Raw genomic sequence first — 20,519 nt, 5'->3', positions numbered from 1 at the left:
TGCACACTGCTCAGTGAAATGATTAGTTGCTGATATGGTCGCTGATAACCTGATCAGTATTTTGGGCCGTGAAAATCTCAATCCAGTACCCATCCGGATCTTTGATAAACGCAATACCTTTCATAGAACCATCATTCAGGTTCTTTTGAAACGCAACGCCCAGATCGTCGAAGCGCTGGCACGCAGCGTTGGCATCAGGTACATGAAAACCGATATGGCCGAAACCCTTAGGTTCGCTATTACCGTTATGGTAGTCAGCGGTTTCTGGCGTATCACCCCAGTTATGAGTAAGCTCCAACATGGCTGGGCGGCCAAATGTCTGTACGGTACGGGCCTTGTCATCTTCACTGATGTCAGAAAAGTCTTCACCGGCAGCAAGAAAATACAGGGTAAATTTCATTTCTGGAAAGTCCAGGCGCTTTATCAGCGTCATACCCAGTACTCGGGTGTAAAAATCCAGGCTACGAGCCGGGTCGGCAATACGCAGCATCGTCTGGTTAAACACAAAGCCATCGGTGGCCGGATCTTTAGTTTCACACAGCCCATCAGCCTGATCAAAATGGCGGCTCATAGTCATGACTCCTTATTTTGAAGTAAAAAGAATATAAATTGCCGGGCAGAGTAATCAGCGACGGCGACCCTGCCAATCTCAAATCGTTTAATTCCCTTTATAACCCGCTGAGGCGCACCAGGGATCACCCCAGCCGGGCACCATTGTCTACCGGCTGGTCAGGACGCAGCAAAACCACGTCGTTATGGTGATAAAAACCGGTGACCAGACACTGGGACATAAAAGGGCCAATCTGTTTTTCAGGAAAGTTCACGACTCCCAGAATCTGGCGGCCAACCAGGTCCTGTTTGGCATACAGGGTAGTAATCTGGGCGCTGGAGCGACGAACGCCAATGTCCGGACCAAAGTCGATGGTTAGCTTATAGGCCGGGCTGTGTGCCTCAGGAAAGTCATCGACGGCGACGATGGTGCCGGCACGAAAGTCAATTTTGGCAAAATCATTCCAGCTGATGGTGCTCATGCGGTCATTCTCCGTTTGGTCAGTTGGTGTTTGATTCTTTGGGCGTTATTGGTAATCAGTGCGCCGGATAAAATAAGCGAAACCGCCACTATCACTGCGGTGGATAGCGGGCTGAAGCCAGCGGCATAGAGCGCCACAGCAGAGATCACCGGGGTGGCAAAGCTTATTGAGGCAAGCAGGCTCTGGTCGCCGTTTTTCATGCCTATATCCCACAGGTAAAAAGCCCCGCCAATCGGCCCAAGGCCCAGCAGTAGTGCATTGCACAGTTCGCTGGCTGTCCACGATGTCTGGGTCTGCTCCAGCCACAAGTGCGCAATCAGGGATAACACTGCAACTAGTAGTGACACCCAGCCAATATCCTCTACCTCACTGTGCGAACGGGAAAGAAACCAGGAATACCCTGACCAGATCAGCGCACAGGTGAAGGCAAGCAGATAGCCTGGCAGATATTGCATATCGGCTGACAGTGATTCGCCCGAGAGCACCAGAAATACCGATCCGGCAAAGCCGAGCAGGCCACCGGCCAGCGCAAACAGGCGCAGACCCTGAGGAGCAACATAAATACCCAGCAGTAACGGCCACAGATAACCAATCAGGCTGACTTCAACGGGAGGAGCGTATCGAATGGCCATAAAATAGCAAAAGTGAAAGCCAAACAAACACAGGGTATGCACCAGCCATTGCTGTGAGGTCATGGAAGAGGGTTTGAACACTGGCTTTTGTTGGATCAATCGTTTTATCACAATCAGCAAAAAGGAAATAGAAAAGCACACAACCAGCAGTTGAAAAGGCGGTATATCACGGGTGAAAGTACTAAATACGGCTAGCAACCCCCACATCAGTACAGCGATAAGCCCTGATAACGTCGGCATAAACAGGTATCCTGCAAAAATAAATCAGCATTTATCATACCCGGTAAGTAAATAGATTTTTGTGCTGAAAAGACACTCTTTTGGGTTGCAAAGACAGTTTTACCGAACGACAAAGAGTGGCGAAAGTATCGATTACAGACGCGAAAAGTGTTTGGGAGATCGGCCAAAAAACAGGGTAAACCGGCGACTGAAAGCGGAAATATCGTGATAACCCACTTCTTCGGCAACCCGGCTCACCGGCATGTCGGTAAACCGCAGCAGCGCCTGGGCTTTACGCATGCGGGTTTGGGTAATGTACTGGCCTACACTGATTCCGGTATGCGCTTTAAAGCGTTTTTTAAATTGCGTTTCACCCAGGCATGAGCGCCGGGCCAGTGTACTCACCGAAAGTGTGGCTGATGGCTGCTGCTGAATATAGCTGATAGCCTGCTCGATACGATCCGAGTGTTCACTGACCTGACGCTGGCTGAGCAGTAACTGTTTAAAAGCTTCAACCAGATAATGCTCGAGCGCGTCACTGGTGCTTTGCTGAAACTGTATTTCGGCGTAACTTAAAAAGGCAGACAATGCATCGGTTAGCCGGAACTTGGGCCCTTCCAGCTCCTGAAAGTGAGCAGGCAGGCTGGCAAGATCCGCCACAATAAAGCGGGCTTTTTCATCGGCACTGAAAGTATGTAAAACCCGAGCAGGCACCATAATGCCTTCGCCCACGCCGACCTTGCCGTTAAACGCCTCCATTTGCATGTGTATGGCCCCGTTAAGTGGCAGCACCAGCTGGCAGAATGTATGTGCATGTCGGGCAGCTGTTCTGGTATAGGCGCGTAGTGACAGGCTTTCCTTAAACATTGTTGTAGCAACAACCCGGTGAGTGTGTATAAGCACTTACGCTAAATCGACAGACACTGATTAGCAAGCACAAAAAAGCCGCCAGGGATTACCGGGCGGCTTGGTTTTCGAAGGGCTTTATAGCTTAAAAGCTGAATGTACGGCTAACGCTGGCCACCACCCGGAAGTCTCCGGTGTCGTAGTCCAGTGTGGTATCTTCTGCAGCTACTTCAAAGTTAAAGCCTTTGAAGCTGGTTTGATATGCAGCCCGAACGTGCTGGTAAGACTTATCGTTAACATCCCAGATCCACTTATCACCGTCCAGTGAGTTGGAGGTATCGGCGCTGATTCGAATGGCGTGATTCTCAGCAATCGCAAAGGTGTGTGCCACCATGCCGATAACGTGTCCGCCACCCAGACCAAAGTAGTCCCATGAATACCAGCTGTTAAATTCGGTTACACCAAAATCTGAGGTGTAGTTGAATTTAACCCAGGCTTCCGGGTAATTACTTTCATCCGCGTTAGTGGTACCCAGATAGGTGTAGTAAGCAATACCGTAATCTAATGACCAGGCATCGTTCAGCTGTGTCCAGTAACCGGCATAAAAGTCCAGTTCCTGATCAATACCACCGCCGTCGCCAAAATCCACGTTGGATGTCCAGGCGCCAGCGTACCAGCCGCTATCAGCAGCATAATCCAGACTTGCCTGTAGCGCCGGGTCTTCGTCGGTGTAGCTCACACCATTGAATGAATAATCTGATGCCAGCGTGACAGTAGAAGACCAGTTTGCAAAAGCAGCCTGACTGGCCAGTAGTGTGGTTCCCGCGAGGATAAATTTTACTTGTTGTTTCATGCTACGTCCTAGTGCGAAGTTTCTATTTTTTTGAAGTCCAGCTCGTTTTCTTCCGGTGAGCTGTCGATGGCGCGTACCGATCCGAATTTGCTGTAAAGAATGTAGCCAAGACAGCAATAAAACAGACCAATCACCAGTGCTCCAACCCATTGAATCTGCAGAAAATCAATCTTGAACAGCATGGTCAGGGCAGAAAGCGCGATAAAGTTAAACGCAAAATATTTTACCTTGCCTAAGCGGCTGGCAGACAAATTCAGGTTGTCGGTATACAGACGGATCAGCGAATCCAGTGAGTTGATAACAAAAACAATCCCCACAAACACCATCGCCATATTACGAATACCTGTCGTATCCAGTCCGGCGTTGTGGTAGTGATAAAGCACACCAAACCAGCCTGCAATCGGAATCGAAGGAATAATCATCATCGCCGCCAGAACCTGATATGTCTTCAGACCACCGCAGAATCGTGAGGTGAACTGGCCAATCATAATACTCCAGGCGAACCACCAGAAAAGATAAAAGGCATGATAATCATTAATCGGGAACAGGAAGTGCTGAATATTGGCAAAGTAACCACCCAGCATTTCCGTGGCTGCGAAATACTGGCCAACCTGGCTGTCGCCCCACAAAAACGCGCCGCCCCACATAAACAGAATCAGGGCTAGGAACATCCAGGTGGTCGAAACGCTCAGTATCCGCACGTACTTTATATCTGTACTGCTATATACCGAAAACGCAATGGCGGCAAAAACAATCAGATAGAAAGTAGGTACAATGGACTCGCCGTCGCCGATAGAGGGCAAATACCAGGGAAGGTTAGACAACAACAAAAATGCAGTAAAAGCACAGGTGCCGATGATGATCACATTGTTGATAAATTTCACCCAGCTAATTTCAAAGAATTTCACTTTGGGTTCAATAATGCAGAAGTAGAAACAGGTCAGAAAGTAGAATGACCAGATGAAGAAGCCCCAAAAGCCAAATTCAATCGCCAGTGGATTGGTAAAGCTGTATTCCGGGTTCGCTGCAGTATCAGCGTAGCCACCAAATTCGGTGAGAGGGAACATAATAAGGCCAACATCAAGGCCTGAAGTAAACAGAATCGCTATAAAAGTCAGCGTTCTGACGGGAGTGACGCCGATCATGCGCATATTTCCCCACTTAAATAGTATAAATACTATCGCCGCGAGCGTTAATGCGATGCCGGCACTAAGCCACATCATCATAAGATGTCTCCTGGTTTTTATTTCTTAGTTATACGTCTAACATCGTGTCAAACGGGGCGGGTTACATAACCCGCCACGAGGTCTTACTTACTGGCAGTAAGGGAAGTGCTGCGCTGGGTGGATTCCCAGTTCTGCTCTTCAATCACAGGGACGTTTTCAACCGGTAACAGGTTGTTCCCTAAAATGTGATCTGCTGCTTTTTCTGCAACCATAATGGTGGGCGCATTCAGGTTGCCGTTAGGAATCGTCGGAAAGATAGACGAATCCACAACGTGTAAATTGTCAATGCCGTGAACCCGGGTTTGTGAGTCCACTACCGCCATGTCATCCTCGCCCATTTTGCAGGAGCAGGAAGGGTGGTAAGCACTTTCAACAGCGTCGCGAACAAATGCATCAATTTGTTCGTCGGTTTGTACATCTTCACCAGGCTGAATCTCGCTGCCGCGATATTGGTCAAAGGCAGGTTGATTAATAATCTCCCGGGTCAGACGAACACAGGCACGGAATCCTTCAATATCGTCCTGATGCTGAAGGTAGTTAAACTGAATGGCCGGGGCATCGTCTGGATTTGATGTTTTAACCCGAACAAAACCTCTGCTACGTGGTTTATTGTGCCCGATATGTACCTGGAAGCCGTCGCCTTCAAAGGCGCTTTTGCCGTCGTAACGAATGGCTGCAGGTAAAAAGTGATACTGCAGATCAGGCCACTCAACCCCTTCTTTTGAGCGGATAAAGCCGCATGATTCAAAGTGGTTCGTAGCGCCGAGCCCGGATTTAAACAACATCCACCGAGCACCAATCATGCCCTTGGATACCAGCCCTAATTCCCGGTTCAGTGAAATTGGCTCTTTACAGCGGAACTGGAAGTAAAATTCCAGATGGTCCTGCAGGTTTTCACCCACACCCGGTAAATGATGGTTGCACTCAATGCCAGCCGCTTCAAGATGGGTTTTATCACCGATACCAGAAAGTTGTAGCAGGTGAGGAGAACCGATTGAACCGGCGCTCAAAATCACTTTGTCAGCCCGGGCGTCAATCAGATCGTCCTTGAGTTTATAGCGAATACCGACGGCTTTTTTACCTTCCAGCAGCACTTTTTGCACAGTAGCGTGCGTGACAATGGTCAGGTTGTCGCGGTCTTTTACCGGGTCCAGGTAGGCGCGGGCTGATGAACAGCGCTGACCGTCTTTCACCGTCATGTGCATCGGACCAAAACCTTCCTGCTGAGCACCGTTATAATCCAGTGTCTCTGCATAGCCAGCCTGTTTACCCGCGTCAATGAAGGCTTTGTACAACGGGTTTTTCATTTCATTACCGTTGTTAGTCCCTAACGGGCCGTCTCCACCGCGGTATTCATCGCCGCCCATGTACCATTGTTCGGCCTTTTTGAAGTAAGGCAGACAATGCTGGAAATTCCAGTTTTTAGCGCCGTATTGTTCCCATTCATCAAAGTCTTTGGCGTGGCCACGTACGTACACCATACCATTGATAGACGAAGAGCCGCCCAGCACCTTACCGCGAGGGCAGTGCATGGAGCGGTTATTCAGATAAGGCTCTTCTTCAGTGGTAAACTGCCATGCATACTTTTCCGTGTTCATCGGAATAGAAAGGGCAGTGGGCATCTGAATAAAAATGCTTTTGTCACTGCCGCCGGTTTCTACCAACAGTACCTTCTTGCTGGAATCTGCACTGAGGCGGTTGGCCAGTACACAGCCGGCAGAGCCGGCGCCGACGATGATATAATCAAACTTCTGCATAGCGTCTCCTTAAAATGGTGCTTCCAGATCAACCATGCCGATGTAGACCGATTTGGTCTGGGTATAATGATCCAGGGTTTCGATACCATTTTCACGGCCCACACCGGATAACTTATAACCACCAACCGGCATCTCAGCAGGGGATGCACCCCAGGTATTAATCCAGCAGATACCGGCTTCAAGCTGATGAATCACACGATGAGCGCGGGTAATATCCTTGGTCATCAAACCCGCTGCCAGGCCCAGAGAAGTGTCATTGGCGCGACGTACGACTTCTGCTTCATCTTTAAACGTCAGTACACTCATGACCGGACCAAAAATTTCTTCCTTCACGATGGTCATGTCATCGGTACAATCAGTAAAAATGGTCGGCTCTACAAAGTAACCGCCTTCAGCGCCCGCGGGCGTCATAGTATTGCCACCGGTAACCAGAGTTGCGCCTTCTGCTTTACCTTTTTCGATATAGCTCATGACCAAATACTGATGCTTTTTAGAAATCATGGCACCAAAATTGACCTCAAGATCCATCGGATCACCGGCTTTGATATTCTGTTCGGTACGTTCAACCAGTTCTTTCATAAAGGCTTTATACTGACTTTCGTGTACAAATACACGGGTACAGTTAGTGCACACTTCACCCTGAGTATAGAAGTTACCCAACATGGCCGCCGATACCGCCTGAGAAACATCGGCATCTTCAAATACGATAAGCGGTGACTTACCACCCAGCTCCATCGTGACATCTTTCAATGTTGCAGCAGAGGCTTGCATCACTTTTTTGCCAGTACCCACTTCACCAGTAAACGATACTTTCTCAATATCAGGATTGTTGGTCAGCCACTGGCCCACATCACCGTCACCCAGTATCACGTTAAATACACCCGCAGGCACACCGGCTTCGATGTACACCTTAGCCAATTCTATCGCACCGCGAGGCGTTTCTTCTGAGGGTTTAAAAATCATGACATTACCGGCTGCCAGCGCAGGCGCTGATTTCCAGCATGCGATTTGGATAGGGTAGTTCCATGCACCGATACCTGCGCAGATACCCAGTGGCTCTTTACGCGTGTAGTAAAAGTCTCCACCCAGGTCCTGCTGCTGACCGACCTGAGTAGGTGCAAGATTCGCGAAAAACTCAATGGCATCAGCTCCGGTCACCACATCTACGCAGTTTGCTTCCTGCATTGGCTTACCCGTGTCCAGAACTTCATAACCGGCCAGTTCATCGTTTTTCTCGCGAAGCAGGGCGACAACTTTCAGCAGGATGCGCGAACGCTCCATGGCTGTCATTCCGGCCCAGGCTTTGAAACCTTCTTTTGCGCTTTCGATAGCAGCAGTTTTTACTTTGTCATCGGCGACTTCGATTTCATAAATTACTTCACCAGTGGCAGGATTTATTACGTCAATTGTCTCGCCGCTGTCATTTGCCAGCGGGGCACCATTGATGAAATTCTGCAGACGCGGTTTCGTCATATAATTAAACTCCGTTGAAAGTCAGTCTTATTGATTTTTAAATTCAGCTCAAACGGTTTTGCGTAAATTCCAGACACGCAAATTCCCGCCAATCATTGAGCCTTTCCGATGGCGTAAAAACGGGGATATTCCTGTGTTTATGCTGCTTTAAGCCTATATATACTAAAGGAAGTACCGTTCAGGCTCAAAAAAATCTGCAACTTTTTATTAAATTTCCGCCAGGTCGGATGTCCTGGTTCACGCTGCTCATCTCATGTAAATGGTTGCTCGGCGATAATTGAAAGTTAAAAAAGTATAGTACGCAAACTGGTTTTTATATCAGGTCTAACTATACTCAATAGCAGTATGCACAAGGGTTATAGCGATATGGTCGAGTATGTCTGGCTGGCACAGATAAGGCGGTATAAATGACCATACCTACGGCAGGTTGTATGCTTTGTGATGGCGTGGTGTAGTAAGCGTTTTAATATGTTAGTAGTTGCACGTTTTTTGAACCGGGAAGTGAGATTTTAATGCATGGTATGCATCAGACACTGGCGACAATTCCAAACCGATATGTATTTATCAATCAGGTTGAACAATTTGCAGTCAGACATTCACATTTTTCACTGATGCTGGTGGATGTGGTCAGATTTTCTGATGTGACCACCAGTTTGGGAATTTGTACCGGCGATAAAGTTCTGTTGCAGATTGCCAACCGAATCATCAACTTGTTTGGGGATGAGGTGGGGGTTGGCCGCATGAGTGGTGATGTTTTCGGGCTACTTTTACCTGGCCAGACAGACCAGAAAAAAGCTCGCGATAGTTACGAGCGACTCAGCGAACATTTTAAAGCCCCCATCCAGTATGACGAGCATGCCTTTATAGCTGATTTTAATGTTGGCGTGGTGCAGGGGCAGCACAGCGATTTTGAGGTGGCGTTTTTTATCTCACGGGCGGAAGCAGCTTTAAAACAGGCCAAAGAAAATCGCTATGAGAATTTCTATTATATGCCCGGCACTGAGCCAGCGCTCAACGGTCGGCGTCTGGCATTAAAGGCCGACTTACGGCGGGCCATTTCCAATAACGAACTGGAACTGTATTACCAGCCCAAAGTTGATTTAACAACCCTGACTATTGTGGGGGCCGAGTGTTTGCTGCGCTGGAACCATCCATTAGACGGCGTGGTGTTCCCTGGTCCGCTGATAGAAGCCGCTGAGTCTTATCATATGATGAATGAACTGGCTTACTGGACGCTCAAGCAGGCTTTTCATGATCTGACGGTGATGTGTCTGCACCGGCTGGATATTAAAATTTCAATTAACATGTCACCTACACAGTTATATGACAGCAAGCTCATTAGTCATATCAGAACGCTGTGTGCACAATCAGGCCTCAACCCATCGTGTTTTGAGTTTGAGCTGACTGAAGATGTCGCCTTATCAAACTCTCTGATGGTGAAAGAGCAACTTTCAGCATTGCGGGCCATGGGGGTTGAAATTGCCATAGACGATTTTGGCAAGGGCTATTCAAACCTGGCCTATATCCGGGACCTGAATATTAACGCACTGAAAATCGATAAAAGTTTTGTCATGGAGCTGAGTGATAATCCGGTAAACCGGGCGATTATCCAGGCGGCTAAAGTGATAGGCGATGCGAAACATTGTGATGTCGTGGCCGAAGGAATTGAGCAGGTGTCTCAGCTTCATGTGTTAAGAGAGCTGGGTATTCAGACCGGACAGGGTTATCTGTTTTCCAGGGCCATTCCCCTGGCGGAGTTTATTGAGTTCAGTCAGCAGGATATTATGATTGGCAGCTCGCCTTTACGCCGGCAATTACGCTGAATTTGGCTTTTACTCTGCGAAATGGGTAGACTTAGCGATCATTGTTGATTTTTTGTGAAGCGTAAATTTTCATGCAGGACTTGCAGACCGAACTTTGCCAAACCGGCCAGTTTCTTCATCTTTCCCGTACTCAGCCTGAGCTTTTTTCATCCCCTACTTCGTTTACCCTGAGTAATGGCACTGGCGTGTCAGTCATGGCTGAGGGGATTATTGAACTGACCCCTCCCTCGGTAACCGCAGCAACAAAAAGCATTGTATTGTCATGTGGCGTACACGGTAACGAAACGGCACCCATTGAGCTGTGCGATGACTGGGTGAGGGCAATTTTGACGGGGGATCTGGCGCCGGCCCACCGGGTATTGTTTTTATTTGGTAACTTACCGGCGATGGATATTGCTCAGCGATTTGTAGAAGAGAATATGAATCGTCTGTTCAGCGGAGCGCATAGTGAAGGTGGGGGGGCTATTAACCAGGAGCGTCAGCGAGCGCGGCAACTGGAAGAGGCCGTCGCGGCTTTTTTCAACGCTGCTACGGGTGAGCGTCTGCATTATGATTTGCACACCGCCATCCGTGATTCTAAAAATGAAAAATTCGCGGTGTATCCGTTTTTGCACGGCGAACCGCGCAGTCATCAGCAAATTGCATTCCTGGCGGCTTGCGGGGTAAAAACCATTTTGCTATCAGAAAGCCCGACAACCACCTTCAGCTATTATTCCAGCTGTCAGCATCAGGCTCATGCCTTTACCGTTGAACTGGGTAAAGTGCGTCCGTTTGGTCAAAATGATATGCGCCGGTTTGAAGATGCGCGTCAGGCCATTACGCGGCTTATCACTGATATCGACTTTGCTCCGGAGGTGGTTCTTGAAAATGTAGAAATTTTTCGGGTAAACCAGGTTATTAACCGGACAAAGCAGGATTTCTCCCTGCATTTTGCCGACGATACGCCTAATTTTACCGGCTATGCAAAAGGTACAGTGCTGGCCTCTGAGCCGGGCGCAGAATATATCGCTACACAGGACGGCGAGGCGATTGTGTTTCCTAATGCCAACGTGGCCATCGGGCAGCGGGCCCTGCTGACAGTGGTGCCAACCACCCTGGAGCAGGCGGATGTTTGAACTGGATAGCCGGCTGCAAAACGACACGCATTTTGTAGCAGATTTGCCGCTGTGCAAACTGCTGTTGATGAATGACTGTCAGTTCCCCTGGCTGATCCTGGTGCCCCGGGTTGCGCAGGCCCGGGAGCTTTATCGCCTTAATGATGCGCAGCAACAGCAGTATCTTCATGAATCCTCTGTGGTATGCCGGGCACTGGAACAGCTTTATCAGCCGGAAAAGCTGAATGTGGCAGCACTGGGTAATGTGGTGGCCCAGCTGCATATTCACCATGTGGCAAGGTTTTCTACAGATTGCGCCTGGCCAGCCCCGGTATGGGGAAAACAACCCGCGATCCCTTATTCTGAGTCTGAGGCGAGCAAGCTGGTCAATGGCCTCAGGAATTTTTTAACTATGCAGGAGCAATCGTATGATCTTAACGACTACGCCAACCATTGAAGGTCACACAATTGAGCAGTATCACGGTATTGTGATTGGTGAAGCCGTGATGGGAGCCAACGTATTTAAGGATTTTTTTGCCTCAATCCGGGACATTGTAGGAGGCCGTTCGGGCTCCTACGAGGATGAACTGACCAAGGCAAGAAAAATCGCCTTCACCGAGCTCGAGCAGGAAGCCCGATCAATGGGCGCTAACGCCGTGGTGGGAATTGATATTGACTATGAAGTCATGGGGGAAAAGGGCAGTATGCTGATGGTTAGCATCAGCGGCACTGCGGTTCGCACCGTCGCCAATATCTGACCCTGCAAACGCGACGGCGGGAAAGATATTACCGTTCGCTGTCGTCGCGTTTGCTGTTACTGCTACTACCCCAGTCGTCTTCGTCATCATCGTACTGACGGGGCTTGAAATCTGGCGGCTTGATAAACTTTTTGTTTGATTTCAATAGCAAAATATTACTGGCCACGACACCTAGCGCCAGCGCAACAATAATAACGATCCAGATAAGACTCATATTACACTCCCTGATTTAACACGTAGCGGTCAAACAGTTCATCAAAGTGGCGCAACACCGCCTGTTTTCCTTCCATAGGCGCAGCGGCAATGGCTTGTGCCAACTGCTGCGGATTGCGCATGGCTTCAAAATGATTAGCAGTCTGCTGATGACTCAAATGCCATAATTCGCAGGCCACACCACCGGTGTAGTGCAAAAACGGCCGGTGAAAGCCATAGTCAATGGCGTGAGTACTCAGCCAGTCAGCTAGCGCTGCACAAGGACCATTACCGCGATACTCGCTGTCGATGAGTTCAAACTTATGCTTACGCTGTCTGACACTGCGCTGGTCATACACATCAATATCTGTCCCCCAGTGATGCCGGGAACCACCCGGCAGTGCGGACCAGGTTAAAATACCGTGTATCTTCTGCTCCTCTGTCATCTCGGCGACATCGCGTAAATGACCATGCAAGTCCAGAATGGGCAACTCTCCCTGCCATTTACGGTTCCATATCGACAGCTGACGGTCAAAGGCGCGATAGGTGCTGACCAGCTGGCAATCAATACCAGCATGGCTTGCCGCACTTTGCATGGCCAGAAAGGGGCCGGCGACCGCCTCGTGCAGACGATGTCCGTTGCCGGCGTCTACCAGAAAGGTCTCGTCCTGCCCCAGCCAACCAAGGCTCATGCTAATAACCTGACCATGATGTCGTAGTAAATTTTTTCCAGCGTGATCAAATCAGCCATTTTTACGTTTTCATCAATCTTGTGGATCGTAGCATTGACTGGCCCCAGTTCGACGACTTGAGCACCGGTGGGAGCAATAAAGCGGCCATCGGATGTGCCGCCGGCAGTGGATAACTGCGTAGGCTTACCGGTTTGTGCTTCGATAGCTTGTTGAGTCGCGGCTACCAGTTCTCCGCTGTCGGTTAAAAATGGCTGGCCGTTATACGTCCACTTAATCTCGTAATCCAGCTCGTGTTTATCAAGAATAGTCAGCGAGCGACTGACCAGCTCAGCATCTGTTACTTCGGTGGAAAAACGGAAGTTAAAGCAGACGTGCAACTCGCCGGGAATAACGTTTCCGGCCCCGGTTCCCCCATTGATATTAGAAATCTGAAAGCTGGTGGGGGGAAACGAGGCATTGCCATTGTCCCAGTGAGTCGTGGCCATTTCTGCCAGGGCGGGTGCGGCATCATGCACCGGATTTCTGGCCAGGTGCGGATAGGCCACATGGCCCTGAATACCTTTTACCGTTAAATCACCGGTCAGCGAACCCCGGCGACCATTTTTAACCACATCGCCCACGGTTTCTGTGCTGCTCGGTTCACCCACAATACACCAGGTGATTTTTTCATTACGGGCTTCCAGCGTATCAATAACCCGTGTGGTACCATTGATAAAAGGGCCTTCTTCATCACTGGTAATCAGGTAGGCAATACTACCTTGATGAGCGGGATAATCCGTCACAAAGCGCTGGGTTGCCGCCAGCATGGCAGCCAGACTGCCTTTCATGTCGGCCGCGCCGCGGCCATGCAGGTAGCCGTCTTTTTCCGTCGCAACAAAGGGCGGAGTTTGCCAGGCCGACTCAGGGCCGCTGGGTACAACATCAGTGTGACCGGCAAAGCACAGTAGCGGACCATCTGTGCCTCGTCTTGACCACAGGTTGGTGGTATCTTCAAACACCATGGTTTCATTTGCAAAACCGAGCTCGCCCAACAGGCCTTTCATTAAATCCTGGCACCCAGCGTCTTCTGGCGTTACCGAGCGGCGGTTGATTAAGTCTTTAGCCAGACTGATGACATCATTCATTAGGCAAAAATTTCCTCATATTCAGCGGATTTGAAGCCGACATACCACAAACCATTATGTTGCAGAATAGGGCGCTTAATCATGGCAGGGTATTCCTGCATCAGATCCAGTGCACTTTGCTGACTCAGCCCGGCCTTTACTTCGTCATCCAGCTGCCGGTAGGTCGTTCCCCGTTTGTTCACCATGGTTTCCCAGCCCAGCGCTAATTCTGTCTGTTCCAGCCAGGCACGATCCAGGCCGTCTTTACGGTAATCATGAAAGGTATACTCAACATCTTGCTGTTCAAGCCATTTTTTGGCCTTTTTAATGGTATCGCAGTTACTGATACCAAAAATTGTCGTTGCCATAGTGTTTTCAGGTTTTTTGATGAATGTGGCCTGAGTCTATCTGCTCGGCCGGTGTGATGCAAAAGGTACAGTGGGTCATGCAAGTCTTACATGACCGATTTGGATAAAGCGCAGACCAGTCACCGGGTTTTATAAAAATAAACTTCAAATCAGTGAGTTACTTTGGTTATTAAAGGGCGGCACAGGCTGTGCATCCTTCATGGACAAATCACGATTGATATAGCAAACGCAACAAGGAGATTTTATGGCGATTGTAAAAACAGCATCTGCGCATTACCAGCCACTGGGAAAAGAAGGTCAGGGCCATGTAAGTCTGGCTAGCGGTGCGCTATCAGAACAGCCCTATGGCTTTAATACCCGGTTTGAAGATAAGGCCGGAACTAACCCTGAAGAACTGATTGCTGGTGCCCACGCGAGTTGCTACGCAATGGCATTATCATTTGCCCTTGCAGAAAGTGGTTACGACAGCGGCGAGCTGAAAGTGGATGCTGCGGTAACGCTTCAAAAAGATGGCGATGGATTTGTTGTCACTCGTTCAGACTTGACTCTGGAAGCAAAAGTGGCCGGTATTGATGACGATGAGTTTAAAGCCATTGCCGATGATGCCAAGGTCAACTGTCCGATTTCTAAATTGCTGAATGCGGACATCAGCCTGGAATATACTTTCCACAATTAAAGATAAAGATCCATCAGGACATCTTCAAAAGCCAGGCTCTGCCTGGCTTTTCTGGTTTCACAGGCGATCAGTTTCTGACCATTTACAATTACGATGCTGGCGTACAGCGGGCTTTCCATTTGTTTTAGCATGGCAGGATTAAACTGAAGCAGCGGCGTACCCGCTGTCACCTTCACGCCTTTTTTAACCAGTTGCTGGCAGCCCTGACCGTAAAGAAGGTGAGTTTTGCTGCCAATCCGAATCCATAATTGCAAACCATTACCTGCTTTAAATTTCAGCTCATAGCCGGTGGCTGGCAGTTCGGTGACGATACCGGTGAAAGGCGCTATCAGCTGACTGCCAGTCACTTTAATCAGACAACCGTGGCCAAATAGCCTGACATGCTGACCCAATTCAGATTCACCGGGATCAGCCAGCGAACCGGACAACGGACTAATAACCGAAATCTTGTGTTTATAGGACTCGGGTGGACTCATGAATCTGTGCCTGGTGTCTGAACCTGATAGCCAGCTTTTCTCAAGGCACCCACTGCCTCTTGCAATTTATGACCTTTAACCAGAAAAAAATCTGTATCAAAGGTAGAAACCACAAAAATGCTGATTTTTGCGCCGGCCAGTACCGAGCCAATTTTAGCCATAATGCCGACCATAGAAAGCTCCAGCGGACCAAGTAATTCAAGGGCTCGCCAGTTTTCGTCAGTATCCTCAGCTTCCAGTTTCACGGTTGAGGGCACCACTATAGAAAGTTGATCTTCTGTTTTGCCAATAAAATAGAGTTCACTTTGTGTTACTGCTGCTGGAATCGACGCTGCAGGGGCAAGCCCGTATATCGTAAATTCTTGTGGAAGCACTGCCAGAGTTTGTATTGCCATGAGACGTTATATACAACATTTTTAAAGTTAATGTTATTTAATCACTAAATTTCCCATAGCGCCATGTGTTATCCACGTAATCTGTGGATAAGCTTGTTGAGTAGTTTGGGGCTTAAATGTAAGTTGTTGTCATAAAAGGATTATTTTTATAGATTAAAAAGTGACCAGTGGATAACATTTGAGAATTTACAAGCATTTTCCATAGTGACTGTCTAGCCGGTAAAGTAAAAAAAATCCGGATATTTATAAAAAAAATCAGATTTATATGGTTGACAATATGGCTGGTTTGGCTGTTGTCTGATCAGATATAGAGACTTGTTAATAGATTGAAATTGTTTGCTTTATGTACAGGTTTGTGTGGTGGATCTGACTTATTCTGTTTAGTCCATAATATAGAGCCAGATTATAAACATGTATTTTCCGGGCTAATTTAAACTTTTTACTCAAACTGATACATTATTCACACTTTACGCTTGATGATAGGAACCCCCGTTGACCCGTCCGCTTAACATCTATGCTGGTCCGACAGCATTAAAACGACTCAGGCAAGATGGCTTTCATCCGGCCTTGTTCGACTATTTTCTGGGCGCATCCGGTGGGCCCAAATGGTTTGTACTTGCCGGCCTGGACAGGGTGTTGTTTCCTGAATTTTTTCACGATACCGATCGTCAGGTTAATATTGTTGGTTCGTCCGCAGGAGCATTCAGGGCTGCCTGTATGACGCAAAACGATCCTCTCAAGGCTATTAATCGACTGGCTGAAAGTTATTCTCAGACTGTTTATTCAGACAAGCCCACTTCCAGGGAGATCACCACTAAAGCTGTTGAGTTGCTGCATTACATGCTAGACGGGCAGGGCGCCGAGCAGATTTTATCTAATTCCCGTTTCAAAGCGCATCTGATAACAGCTCGTTGTCATGGCATAGTGGGCCGTCCTGGCAAGTGGTCACAGCTTTCAGGTCTGGCGCTAAGTGCAGCGGGCAATATGCTTAACCGGCGTAACTTACAACGACGCTTTACCCGGGTGATTTTTTCGGCACCCGACAGTCATCTGGATATTATCGATCCCTACAGGCTCAAAACTGAACAGGCATCACTTTCACAGGAGAATATCGCAGATGTTTTACTGGCATCCGGCTCAATCCCATTGGTGCTTGACGGTGTGTCTGATATTAAAGGTGCGGCGCCGGGGGTATACCGGGATGGGGGAATTGTTGATTACCACTTTGATCTGGCGTTTGAAAATCAGCAGGGCCTGACATTATATCCGCATTTTTATCCGCGGCCGGTAACTGGCTGGTTTGATAAAAAACTGAAAAACAGGCATGTGCATGCCCGCAGCTATGACAACGTCGTTATGCTGGTGCCATCCAGTGAGTTTGTAGAGACGTTGCCATACAAAAAGATTCCGGATCGGACCGACTTTGAGGTGATGACGCCGGATATGCGTCTGCCTTACTGGAAAACGGTATTGAACGAAACAGACCGGCTGGGTGAATACTTTATGAATAAAGTCACCGATGGCACAATTATGGATGACATTCAGCCATTACCGTTTCCATGCCTTCCAAATTAGACGTGTTTGACCTAATCTTGAACAGTTTGCTCGTAAAGTCACCAAACGGTTCATAAAAATGAAAAAATGGCTTGCGCGTACCAGATGGCATCGTTAATATACGCACCATCTTAACGCGGCAAGCGTTAACGACAGATGCGTCTATAGCTCAGTTGGTTAGAGCGCTACCTTGACATGGTAGAGGTCCCCTGTTCGAGTCAGGGTAGACGCACCATCTATTTCTCTTCTGAAAGTACTATTCAAAATATCTCAGCCTGTTAACTCATTAATGCTTAGGTTAATCGAATCTATTTAGCGTTTTTCAGAGTTTGTGTTTGTTATTTCTCTTTGAAGCAGATGGCTCCTGTCATGATGGCCATGAATAAGCGTAGTACGTGAGTACCCGTAGTATCGCGATTGTACATCTTGTGTTATTGACTGTTAAAAGCCCCGACGATTTCCTCTTACACCATTTTATATTTAGCAAAACCACTCAAAACCGTTTCTCGATGCGGTTTCACACAACCACGCATTTAATGGTGCAATGTTGTTTTTTATAAGCTTTTAGCCAAGTGGCGTGACTAAATAATATACTGTAGAAAGTATGCTGTAGACACTTCCTGAGTAGTTAACACTGAATAACGTGACCCCATCAATCGATGCAAATCCAATATATTCATTATCTCCAGTATTTCTGAACAAAAAATACAGGCGAACTTGATTATTTAAAAGATGTAGTGCCATCAGAAAAAAATGTTATTTATTAACTTACAAGGCATGCCATTTTCATAAAGTAATACATAAAGCGGCCGAAAAAATCCTTAAAAAATGTTGTCATACTTTTTAAGAGGTTGTCTTACTGAAATATCGCGATGCTCGCGGTGAGGTAAGCACTCTTGTGCATTGCTTATATGTGATGTTGAAGAAACAAAGGGCTTAATCGATTAAGTTTGTTGTGGCAATTTATCATGTGATTAGTAGCTTGAATGGCTAATTTATTTTACTCGCATTTAATTTTTAGGTAATTAAATAAGTCATAATTAATAACAAAGTTAACATTGCATTCGATTTGTTAACTTTTTCCTCTTGATTATTTTGTGTGTAAATTATTGATTTTATTCGAATAAATCTATTTTTCTAATGTCGATCTCTTTAGGCAAAATTAAAGTCCTATAGTAAGCAAAAAGGTATCGCTACATTATTAATTTTATTGTTAAAGCAATGGTTTAAATTTTCAGATATTCCAATCAGTTAAAGTTTCCTGCAACTTAATCGTTTAAGTTTATTATACTTTAGTATACTCTGCTTCTGTTTGCAGGATGAAGTTCGGGCTTTAATGGTCTGTATCTTAAAGCTCACGCAGATAAATGTTTTTATCCTTTACTTGGACCGGTCTTCGCTATAAAAAACTGATAAATATTAGAAAAACAATCCAAAGTTGAGAATAAGCAATATTGATCAGGTATGAAAGAGTAGCTACAGCCTGCGGACATCCATTTGAGAAAACCACATTAACCTAATGAGACTGAATTGATGAATCGTAGAATAAGTAAAACGGCGCTCTCCGTGCTGGGAGCATTTTTGAGTATGACAACGGCCGCGGTTGCAGACCCCTATCTACAACCAGGACCTGAGCCGACACTTCACACTCAAGAAGCATTTTCACCGCAGGACAACTTCACTGCCAAATGGACCCGTGCTGATGCTCGTCAGCTTAAGCGTATGTCAGATCCTACAGCGGGCTCTCGTCAGAATTCGATGCCTGAAGAATACACCATGCCTGATATTCCGCAGAATTTTCCAGACATGTCAAACGAACAGGTCTGGGTATGGGACTCCTGGCCTCTGACAGACGCCGACGCGAACCAGTATAGTGTGAACGGGCAGGAGATCATTTTTTCTCTGGTTGCCGACCGGAGTCTGGGCTTTGACGACCGTCACGTTTACGCAAAAATAGGATATTTCTACCGTCCTGCAGGTGTTCCGGCTGAACAGCGTCCTGAAGACGGAGGCTGGACTTATGGCGGACTGGTGTTTGATGAAGGCGTAACTGGCGAAATTTTCGAAGATCAGTCTTATAGCCATCAGACTCAGTGGTCGGGTTCGGCACGTATCTTCCCAGGTGGTGAAGTTAAACTGTTCTTCACGGATGTTGCCTTTTACCGTGACCCGGATGGCGGCCCGGATATTAAACCTTATGACTCTCGACTTGCGCTAAGTGTAGGCCATGTACATGCCAATAAAAATGGCGTGAGATTCACGGGTTTCAATAAGGTTGAGACACTGCTTGAGGCCGACGGCACTTACTACCAGAATGCTGAGCAAAACCCGTACTACAATTTCCGCGACCCGTTTACCTTCGAAGACCCGGCTCACCCTGGTGAAACGTATATGGTATTTGAGGGCAATTCAGCCATGGATCGTGCAACTGCCCAGTGTGATGCCGATGATCTTGGATATCGTGACGGCGACCCTTATGCCGAGACGGTAACACAGGTGAATGCTTCTGGTGCACCGTTTCAAATTGGTAACGTCGGCCTGGCCAGAGCGACCAATGATGACCTGACTGAGTGGGAGTTTCTGCCACCGATTCTGTCTGCAAACTGTGTGACTGACCAGACCGAACGTCCGCAGATTTATCAGCAGGATGGCAAGTATTATCTTTTCACTATCAGCCACAGTACCACATATGCGGCAGGTATTACCGGCCCTGAGGGTGTATATGGCTTTGTAGGCAATGGCATTCGCAGCGATTATCAACCGATGAATCAGGGCTCCGGACTGGTACTTGGTAACCCGACCAACCTTAACTATTGGCCGGGCACACCCTTTGCGCCAGACTACAACCAGCATCCCGGTCAGTTTCAGTCTTACTCGCACTATGTAATGCCTGGTGGTTTAATCCAGTCATTTATCGACACCATTGGCACCAAGGAAGACTTCCGTCGTGGCGGTACCCTGGCACCTACGGTCAAAATTGAAATTGATGGCGCGTCGTCAGCCGTAGATTATTCTTACGGTGTTAACGGGTATGGACTAGGAGGCTGGGCCGATATCCCGGCGAACCTCAATGTCAACTCTGGTGGGCAGATCAAGCCACTTAAAAAATAGTGATAGTTTAGTCACTTAAAAAGTGTTTAGCAGGAGAGGTATTGCGGCTGCGGGTCGATAAAGCCTCTCCTGTTTTATTTGTTCATGACAGTAAATGCGATGCAGCGAACGATCGATGCGATAACCTCACAAATGATTCAGTTTTATTGTTATGCGACAGATAATCCGTTAATGGCAACATTCCCCCATCTTGAAAACTGATTTGTTACTATTCACTGACAGCAGCTGTGCTCGCTGAGT

The 20,519-nt window shown here is 47.7% G+C and carries 21 protein-coding genes and 1 tRNA gene; 8 read left to right on the top strand and 14 right to left on the bottom strand.

What is annotated here, in order from left to right; all coding sequences use genetic code 11:
- Positions 1–22: 22 nt before the first annotated feature.
- The 8 genes from gloA to betB all read right to left on the bottom strand — a co-directional run bounded on the left by gloA (position 23) and on the right by betB (position 8,037).
- On the bottom strand, positions 23–571 hold the full coding sequence (gene gloA, locus EZV72_RS11395; RefSeq protein ID WP_137167367.1) for a lactoylglutathione lyase: 549 nt from the start codon (positions 569–571) through the stop codon (positions 23–25).
- A gap of 124 nt (positions 572–695) precedes the next feature.
- Entirely contained in the window at positions 696–1,031 is a 336-nt protein-coding gene (locus EZV72_RS11390) for a tRNA-binding protein (protein WP_137167366.1), read from the bottom strand.
- Positions 1,028–1,903, bottom strand: a complete 876-nt coding sequence (locus EZV72_RS11385) for a DMT family transporter (RefSeq protein WP_137167365.1) — start codon at positions 1,901–1,903, stop codon at positions 1,028–1,030. Before EZV72_RS11385 ends, EZV72_RS11390 begins: the two co-directional genes overlap by 4 nt.
- Positions 1,904–2,035: 132 nt before the next feature.
- Positions 2,036–2,749: an AraC family transcriptional regulator gene (locus EZV72_RS11380; RefSeq protein WP_137167364.1), complete on the bottom strand. Its 714-nt coding sequence runs from the start codon at positions 2,747–2,749 to the stop codon at positions 2,036–2,038.
- A gap of 124 nt (positions 2,750–2,873) precedes the next feature.
- On the bottom strand, positions 2,874–3,581 hold the full coding sequence (locus EZV72_RS11375; protein WP_137167363.1) for a TorF family putative porin: 708 nt from the start codon (positions 3,579–3,581) through the stop codon (positions 2,874–2,876).
- An 8-nt stretch (positions 3,582–3,589) separates the two neighbouring features.
- Positions 3,590–4,807, bottom strand: coding sequence for a BCCT family transporter (locus tag EZV72_RS11370; protein ID WP_137167362.1), 1,218 nt, complete (start codon positions 4,805–4,807; stop codon positions 3,590–3,592).
- Between the two features lie 83 nt (positions 4,808–4,890).
- Positions 4,891–6,564, bottom strand: coding sequence for a choline dehydrogenase (gene betA / locus EZV72_RS11365; protein WP_137167361.1), 1,674 nt, complete (start codon positions 6,562–6,564; stop codon positions 4,891–4,893).
- 9 nt (positions 6,565–6,573) lie between these two features.
- Positions 6,574–8,037, bottom strand: a complete 1,464-nt coding sequence (betB, locus tag EZV72_RS11360) for a betaine-aldehyde dehydrogenase (RefSeq protein WP_137167360.1) — start codon at positions 8,035–8,037, stop codon at positions 6,574–6,576.
- A gap of 512 nt (positions 8,038–8,549) precedes the next feature.
- Here betB and EZV72_RS11355 point away from each other — a divergent pair.
- From EZV72_RS11355 to EZV72_RS11340, 4 genes are all read left to right on the top strand, one after another.
- Positions 8,550–9,860, top strand: coding sequence for a putative bifunctional diguanylate cyclase/phosphodiesterase (locus EZV72_RS11355; RefSeq protein ID WP_137167359.1), 1,311 nt, complete (start codon positions 8,550–8,552; stop codon positions 9,858–9,860).
- A gap of 71 nt (positions 9,861–9,931) precedes the next feature.
- Positions 9,932–10,975, top strand: coding sequence for a succinylglutamate desuccinylase (gene astE / locus EZV72_RS11350; RefSeq protein ID WP_137167358.1), 1,044 nt, complete (start codon positions 9,932–9,934; stop codon positions 10,973–10,975).
- Positions 10,968–11,411 (top strand): HIT domain-containing protein, encoded by a 444-nt coding sequence (locus EZV72_RS11345; RefSeq protein WP_137167357.1) that lies wholly within the window; start codon positions 10,968–10,970, stop codon positions 11,409–11,411. The genes astE and EZV72_RS11345 overlap by 8 nt, the downstream gene beginning before the upstream one ends.
- Positions 11,383–11,712, top strand: coding sequence for a heavy metal-binding domain-containing protein (locus EZV72_RS11340; protein WP_137167356.1), 330 nt, complete (start codon positions 11,383–11,385; stop codon positions 11,710–11,712). The genes EZV72_RS11345 and EZV72_RS11340 overlap by 29 nt, the downstream gene beginning before the upstream one ends.
- Before the next feature lie 28 nt (positions 11,713–11,740).
- Here the strand turns inward: EZV72_RS11340 and EZV72_RS11335 are convergent, their stop codons facing one another.
- The 4 genes from EZV72_RS11335 to EZV72_RS11320 are packed head-to-tail and all read right to left on the bottom strand — an operon-like array spanning position 11,741 to position 14,067.
- Positions 11,741–11,926: a DUF2897 family protein gene (locus EZV72_RS11335; protein ID WP_137167355.1), complete on the bottom strand. Its 186-nt coding sequence runs from the start codon at positions 11,924–11,926 to the stop codon at positions 11,741–11,743.
- Between the two features lies 1 nt (position 11,927).
- Positions 11,928–12,596: a M15 family metallopeptidase gene (locus EZV72_RS11330; RefSeq protein WP_137167354.1), complete on the bottom strand. Its 669-nt coding sequence runs from the start codon at positions 12,594–12,596 to the stop codon at positions 11,928–11,930.
- Positions 12,593–13,720 carry a succinyl-diaminopimelate desuccinylase gene (gene dapE, locus EZV72_RS11325; RefSeq protein ID WP_137167353.1) on the bottom strand — a complete coding sequence of 376 codons (1,128 nt, stop codon included), beginning with the start codon at positions 13,718–13,720 and terminating at the stop codon, positions 12,593–12,595. The genes EZV72_RS11330 and dapE overlap by 4 nt, the downstream gene beginning before the upstream one ends.
- Positions 13,720–14,067 carry an ArsC family reductase gene (locus tag EZV72_RS11320; RefSeq protein WP_137167352.1) on the bottom strand — a complete coding sequence of 116 codons (348 nt, stop codon included), beginning with the start codon at positions 14,065–14,067 and terminating at the stop codon, positions 13,720–13,722. The genes dapE and EZV72_RS11320 overlap by 1 nt, the downstream gene beginning before the upstream one ends.
- A 244-nt stretch (positions 14,068–14,311) precedes the next feature.
- Here EZV72_RS11320 and EZV72_RS11315 point away from each other — a divergent pair, with 244 nt between their 5' ends.
- The gene (locus EZV72_RS11315) at positions 14,312–14,743 is read left to right on the top strand and encodes an OsmC family protein (RefSeq protein WP_137167351.1); all 432 of its coding nucleotides are present in this window, start codon (positions 14,312–14,314) and stop codon (positions 14,741–14,743) included.
- On the opposite strand, the gene EZV72_RS11310 is transcribed toward EZV72_RS11315, so the two are convergent.
- Positions 14,740–15,219 (bottom strand): PTS glucose transporter subunit IIA, encoded by a 480-nt coding sequence (locus EZV72_RS11310; RefSeq protein WP_137167350.1) that lies wholly within the window; start codon positions 15,217–15,219, stop codon positions 14,740–14,742. The genes EZV72_RS11315 and EZV72_RS11310 overlap by 4 nt on opposite strands.
- Positions 15,216–15,614 carry an ACT domain-containing protein gene (locus EZV72_RS11305; RefSeq protein ID WP_137167349.1) on the bottom strand — a complete coding sequence of 133 codons (399 nt, stop codon included), beginning with the start codon at positions 15,612–15,614 and terminating at the stop codon, positions 15,216–15,218. Before EZV72_RS11305 ends, EZV72_RS11310 begins: the two co-directional genes overlap by 4 nt.
- Positions 15,615–16,106: 492 nt before the next feature.
- On the opposite strand from EZV72_RS11305, the gene EZV72_RS11300 reads away from it, so the two are divergent.
- The 3 genes from EZV72_RS11300 (at position 16,107) to EZV72_RS11290 (ending at position 20,279) form a co-directional block, all read left to right on the top strand.
- Complete coding sequence (locus tag EZV72_RS11300) at positions 16,107–17,189, top strand: patatin-like phospholipase family protein (protein ID WP_137167348.1); 1,083 nt, start codon at positions 16,107–16,109, stop codon at positions 17,187–17,189.
- Between the two features lie 137 nt (positions 17,190–17,326).
- A tRNA-Val gene (locus EZV72_RS11295) sits at positions 17,327–17,403 on the top strand.
- 1,352 nt (positions 17,404–18,755) lie between these two features.
- Positions 18,756–20,279: a glycoside hydrolase family 68 protein gene (locus EZV72_RS11290; RefSeq protein WP_232364571.1), complete on the top strand. Its 1,524-nt coding sequence runs from the start codon at positions 18,756–18,758 to the stop codon at positions 20,277–20,279.
- Positions 20,280–20,519: the final 240 nt, after the last annotated feature.

Origin of the sequence: Salinimonas lutimaris, assembly GCF_005222225.1 — a bacterium.
GTDB lineage: Bacteria > Pseudomonadota > Gammaproteobacteria > Enterobacterales > Alteromonadaceae > Alteromonas > Alteromonas lutimaris.
The sequence above is the reverse complement of the archived record's forward strand: the minus strand, read 5'-3'. Positions and strand labels throughout refer to the sequence as shown.

Bases quoted from the DNA above. Each gene is read 5' to 3' on its own strand.
- gloA (WP_137167367.1), bottom strand. From the start codon at position 571: ATGAGCCGCCATTTTGATCAGGCTGATGGGCTGTGTGAAACTAAAGAT.
- EZV72_RS11390 (WP_137167366.1), bottom strand. From the start codon at position 1,031: ATGAGCACCATCAGCTGGAATGATTTTGCCAAAATTGACTTTCGTGCC.
- EZV72_RS11385 (WP_137167365.1), bottom strand. From the start codon at position 1,903: ATGCCGACGTTATCAGGGCTTATCGCTGTACTGATGTGGGGGTTGCTA.
- EZV72_RS11380 (WP_137167364.1), bottom strand. From the start codon at position 2,749: ATGTTTAAGGAAAGCCTGTCACTACGCGCCTATACCAGAACAGCTGCC.
- EZV72_RS11375 (WP_137167363.1), bottom strand. From the start codon at position 3,581: ATGAAACAACAAGTAAAATTTATCCTCGCGGGAACCACACTACTGGCC.
- EZV72_RS11370 (WP_137167362.1), bottom strand. From the start codon at position 4,807: ATGATGATGTGGCTTAGTGCCGGCATCGCATTAACGCTCGCGGCGATA.
- betA (WP_137167361.1), bottom strand. From the start codon at position 6,564: ATGCAGAAGTTTGATTATATCATCGTCGGCGCCGGCTCTGCCGGCTGT.
- betB (WP_137167360.1), bottom strand. From the start codon at position 8,037: ATGACGAAACCGCGTCTGCAGAATTTCATCAATGGTGCCCCGCTGGCA.
- EZV72_RS11355 (WP_137167359.1), top strand. From the start codon at position 8,550: ATGCATGGTATGCATCAGACACTGGCGACAATTCCAAACCGATATGTA.
- astE (WP_137167358.1), top strand. From the start codon at position 9,932: ATGCAGGACTTGCAGACCGAACTTTGCCAAACCGGCCAGTTTCTTCAT.
- EZV72_RS11345 (WP_137167357.1), top strand. From the start codon at position 10,968: ATGTTTGAACTGGATAGCCGGCTGCAAAACGACACGCATTTTGTAGCA.
- EZV72_RS11340 (WP_137167356.1), top strand. From the start codon at position 11,383: ATGATCTTAACGACTACGCCAACCATTGAAGGTCACACAATTGAGCAG.
- EZV72_RS11335 (WP_137167355.1), bottom strand. From the start codon at position 11,926: ATGAGTCTTATCTGGATCGTTATTATTGTTGCGCTGGCGCTAGGTGTC.
- EZV72_RS11330 (WP_137167354.1), bottom strand. From the start codon at position 12,596: ATGAGCCTTGGTTGGCTGGGGCAGGACGAGACCTTTCTGGTAGACGCC.
- dapE (WP_137167353.1), bottom strand. From the start codon at position 13,720: ATGAATGATGTCATCAGTCTGGCTAAAGACTTAATCAACCGCCGCTCG.
- EZV72_RS11320 (WP_137167352.1), bottom strand. From the start codon at position 14,067: ATGGCAACGACAATTTTTGGTATCAGTAACTGCGATACCATTAAAAAG.
- EZV72_RS11315 (WP_137167351.1), top strand. From the start codon at position 14,312: ATGGCGATTGTAAAAACAGCATCTGCGCATTACCAGCCACTGGGAAAA.
- EZV72_RS11310 (WP_137167350.1), bottom strand. From the start codon at position 15,219: ATGAGTCCACCCGAGTCCTATAAACACAAGATTTCGGTTATTAGTCCG.
- EZV72_RS11305 (WP_137167349.1), bottom strand. From the start codon at position 15,614: ATGGCAATACAAACTCTGGCAGTGCTTCCACAAGAATTTACGATATAC.
- EZV72_RS11290 (WP_232364571.1), top strand. From the start codon at position 18,756: ATGACAACGGCCGCGGTTGCAGACCCCTATCTACAACCAGGACCTGAG.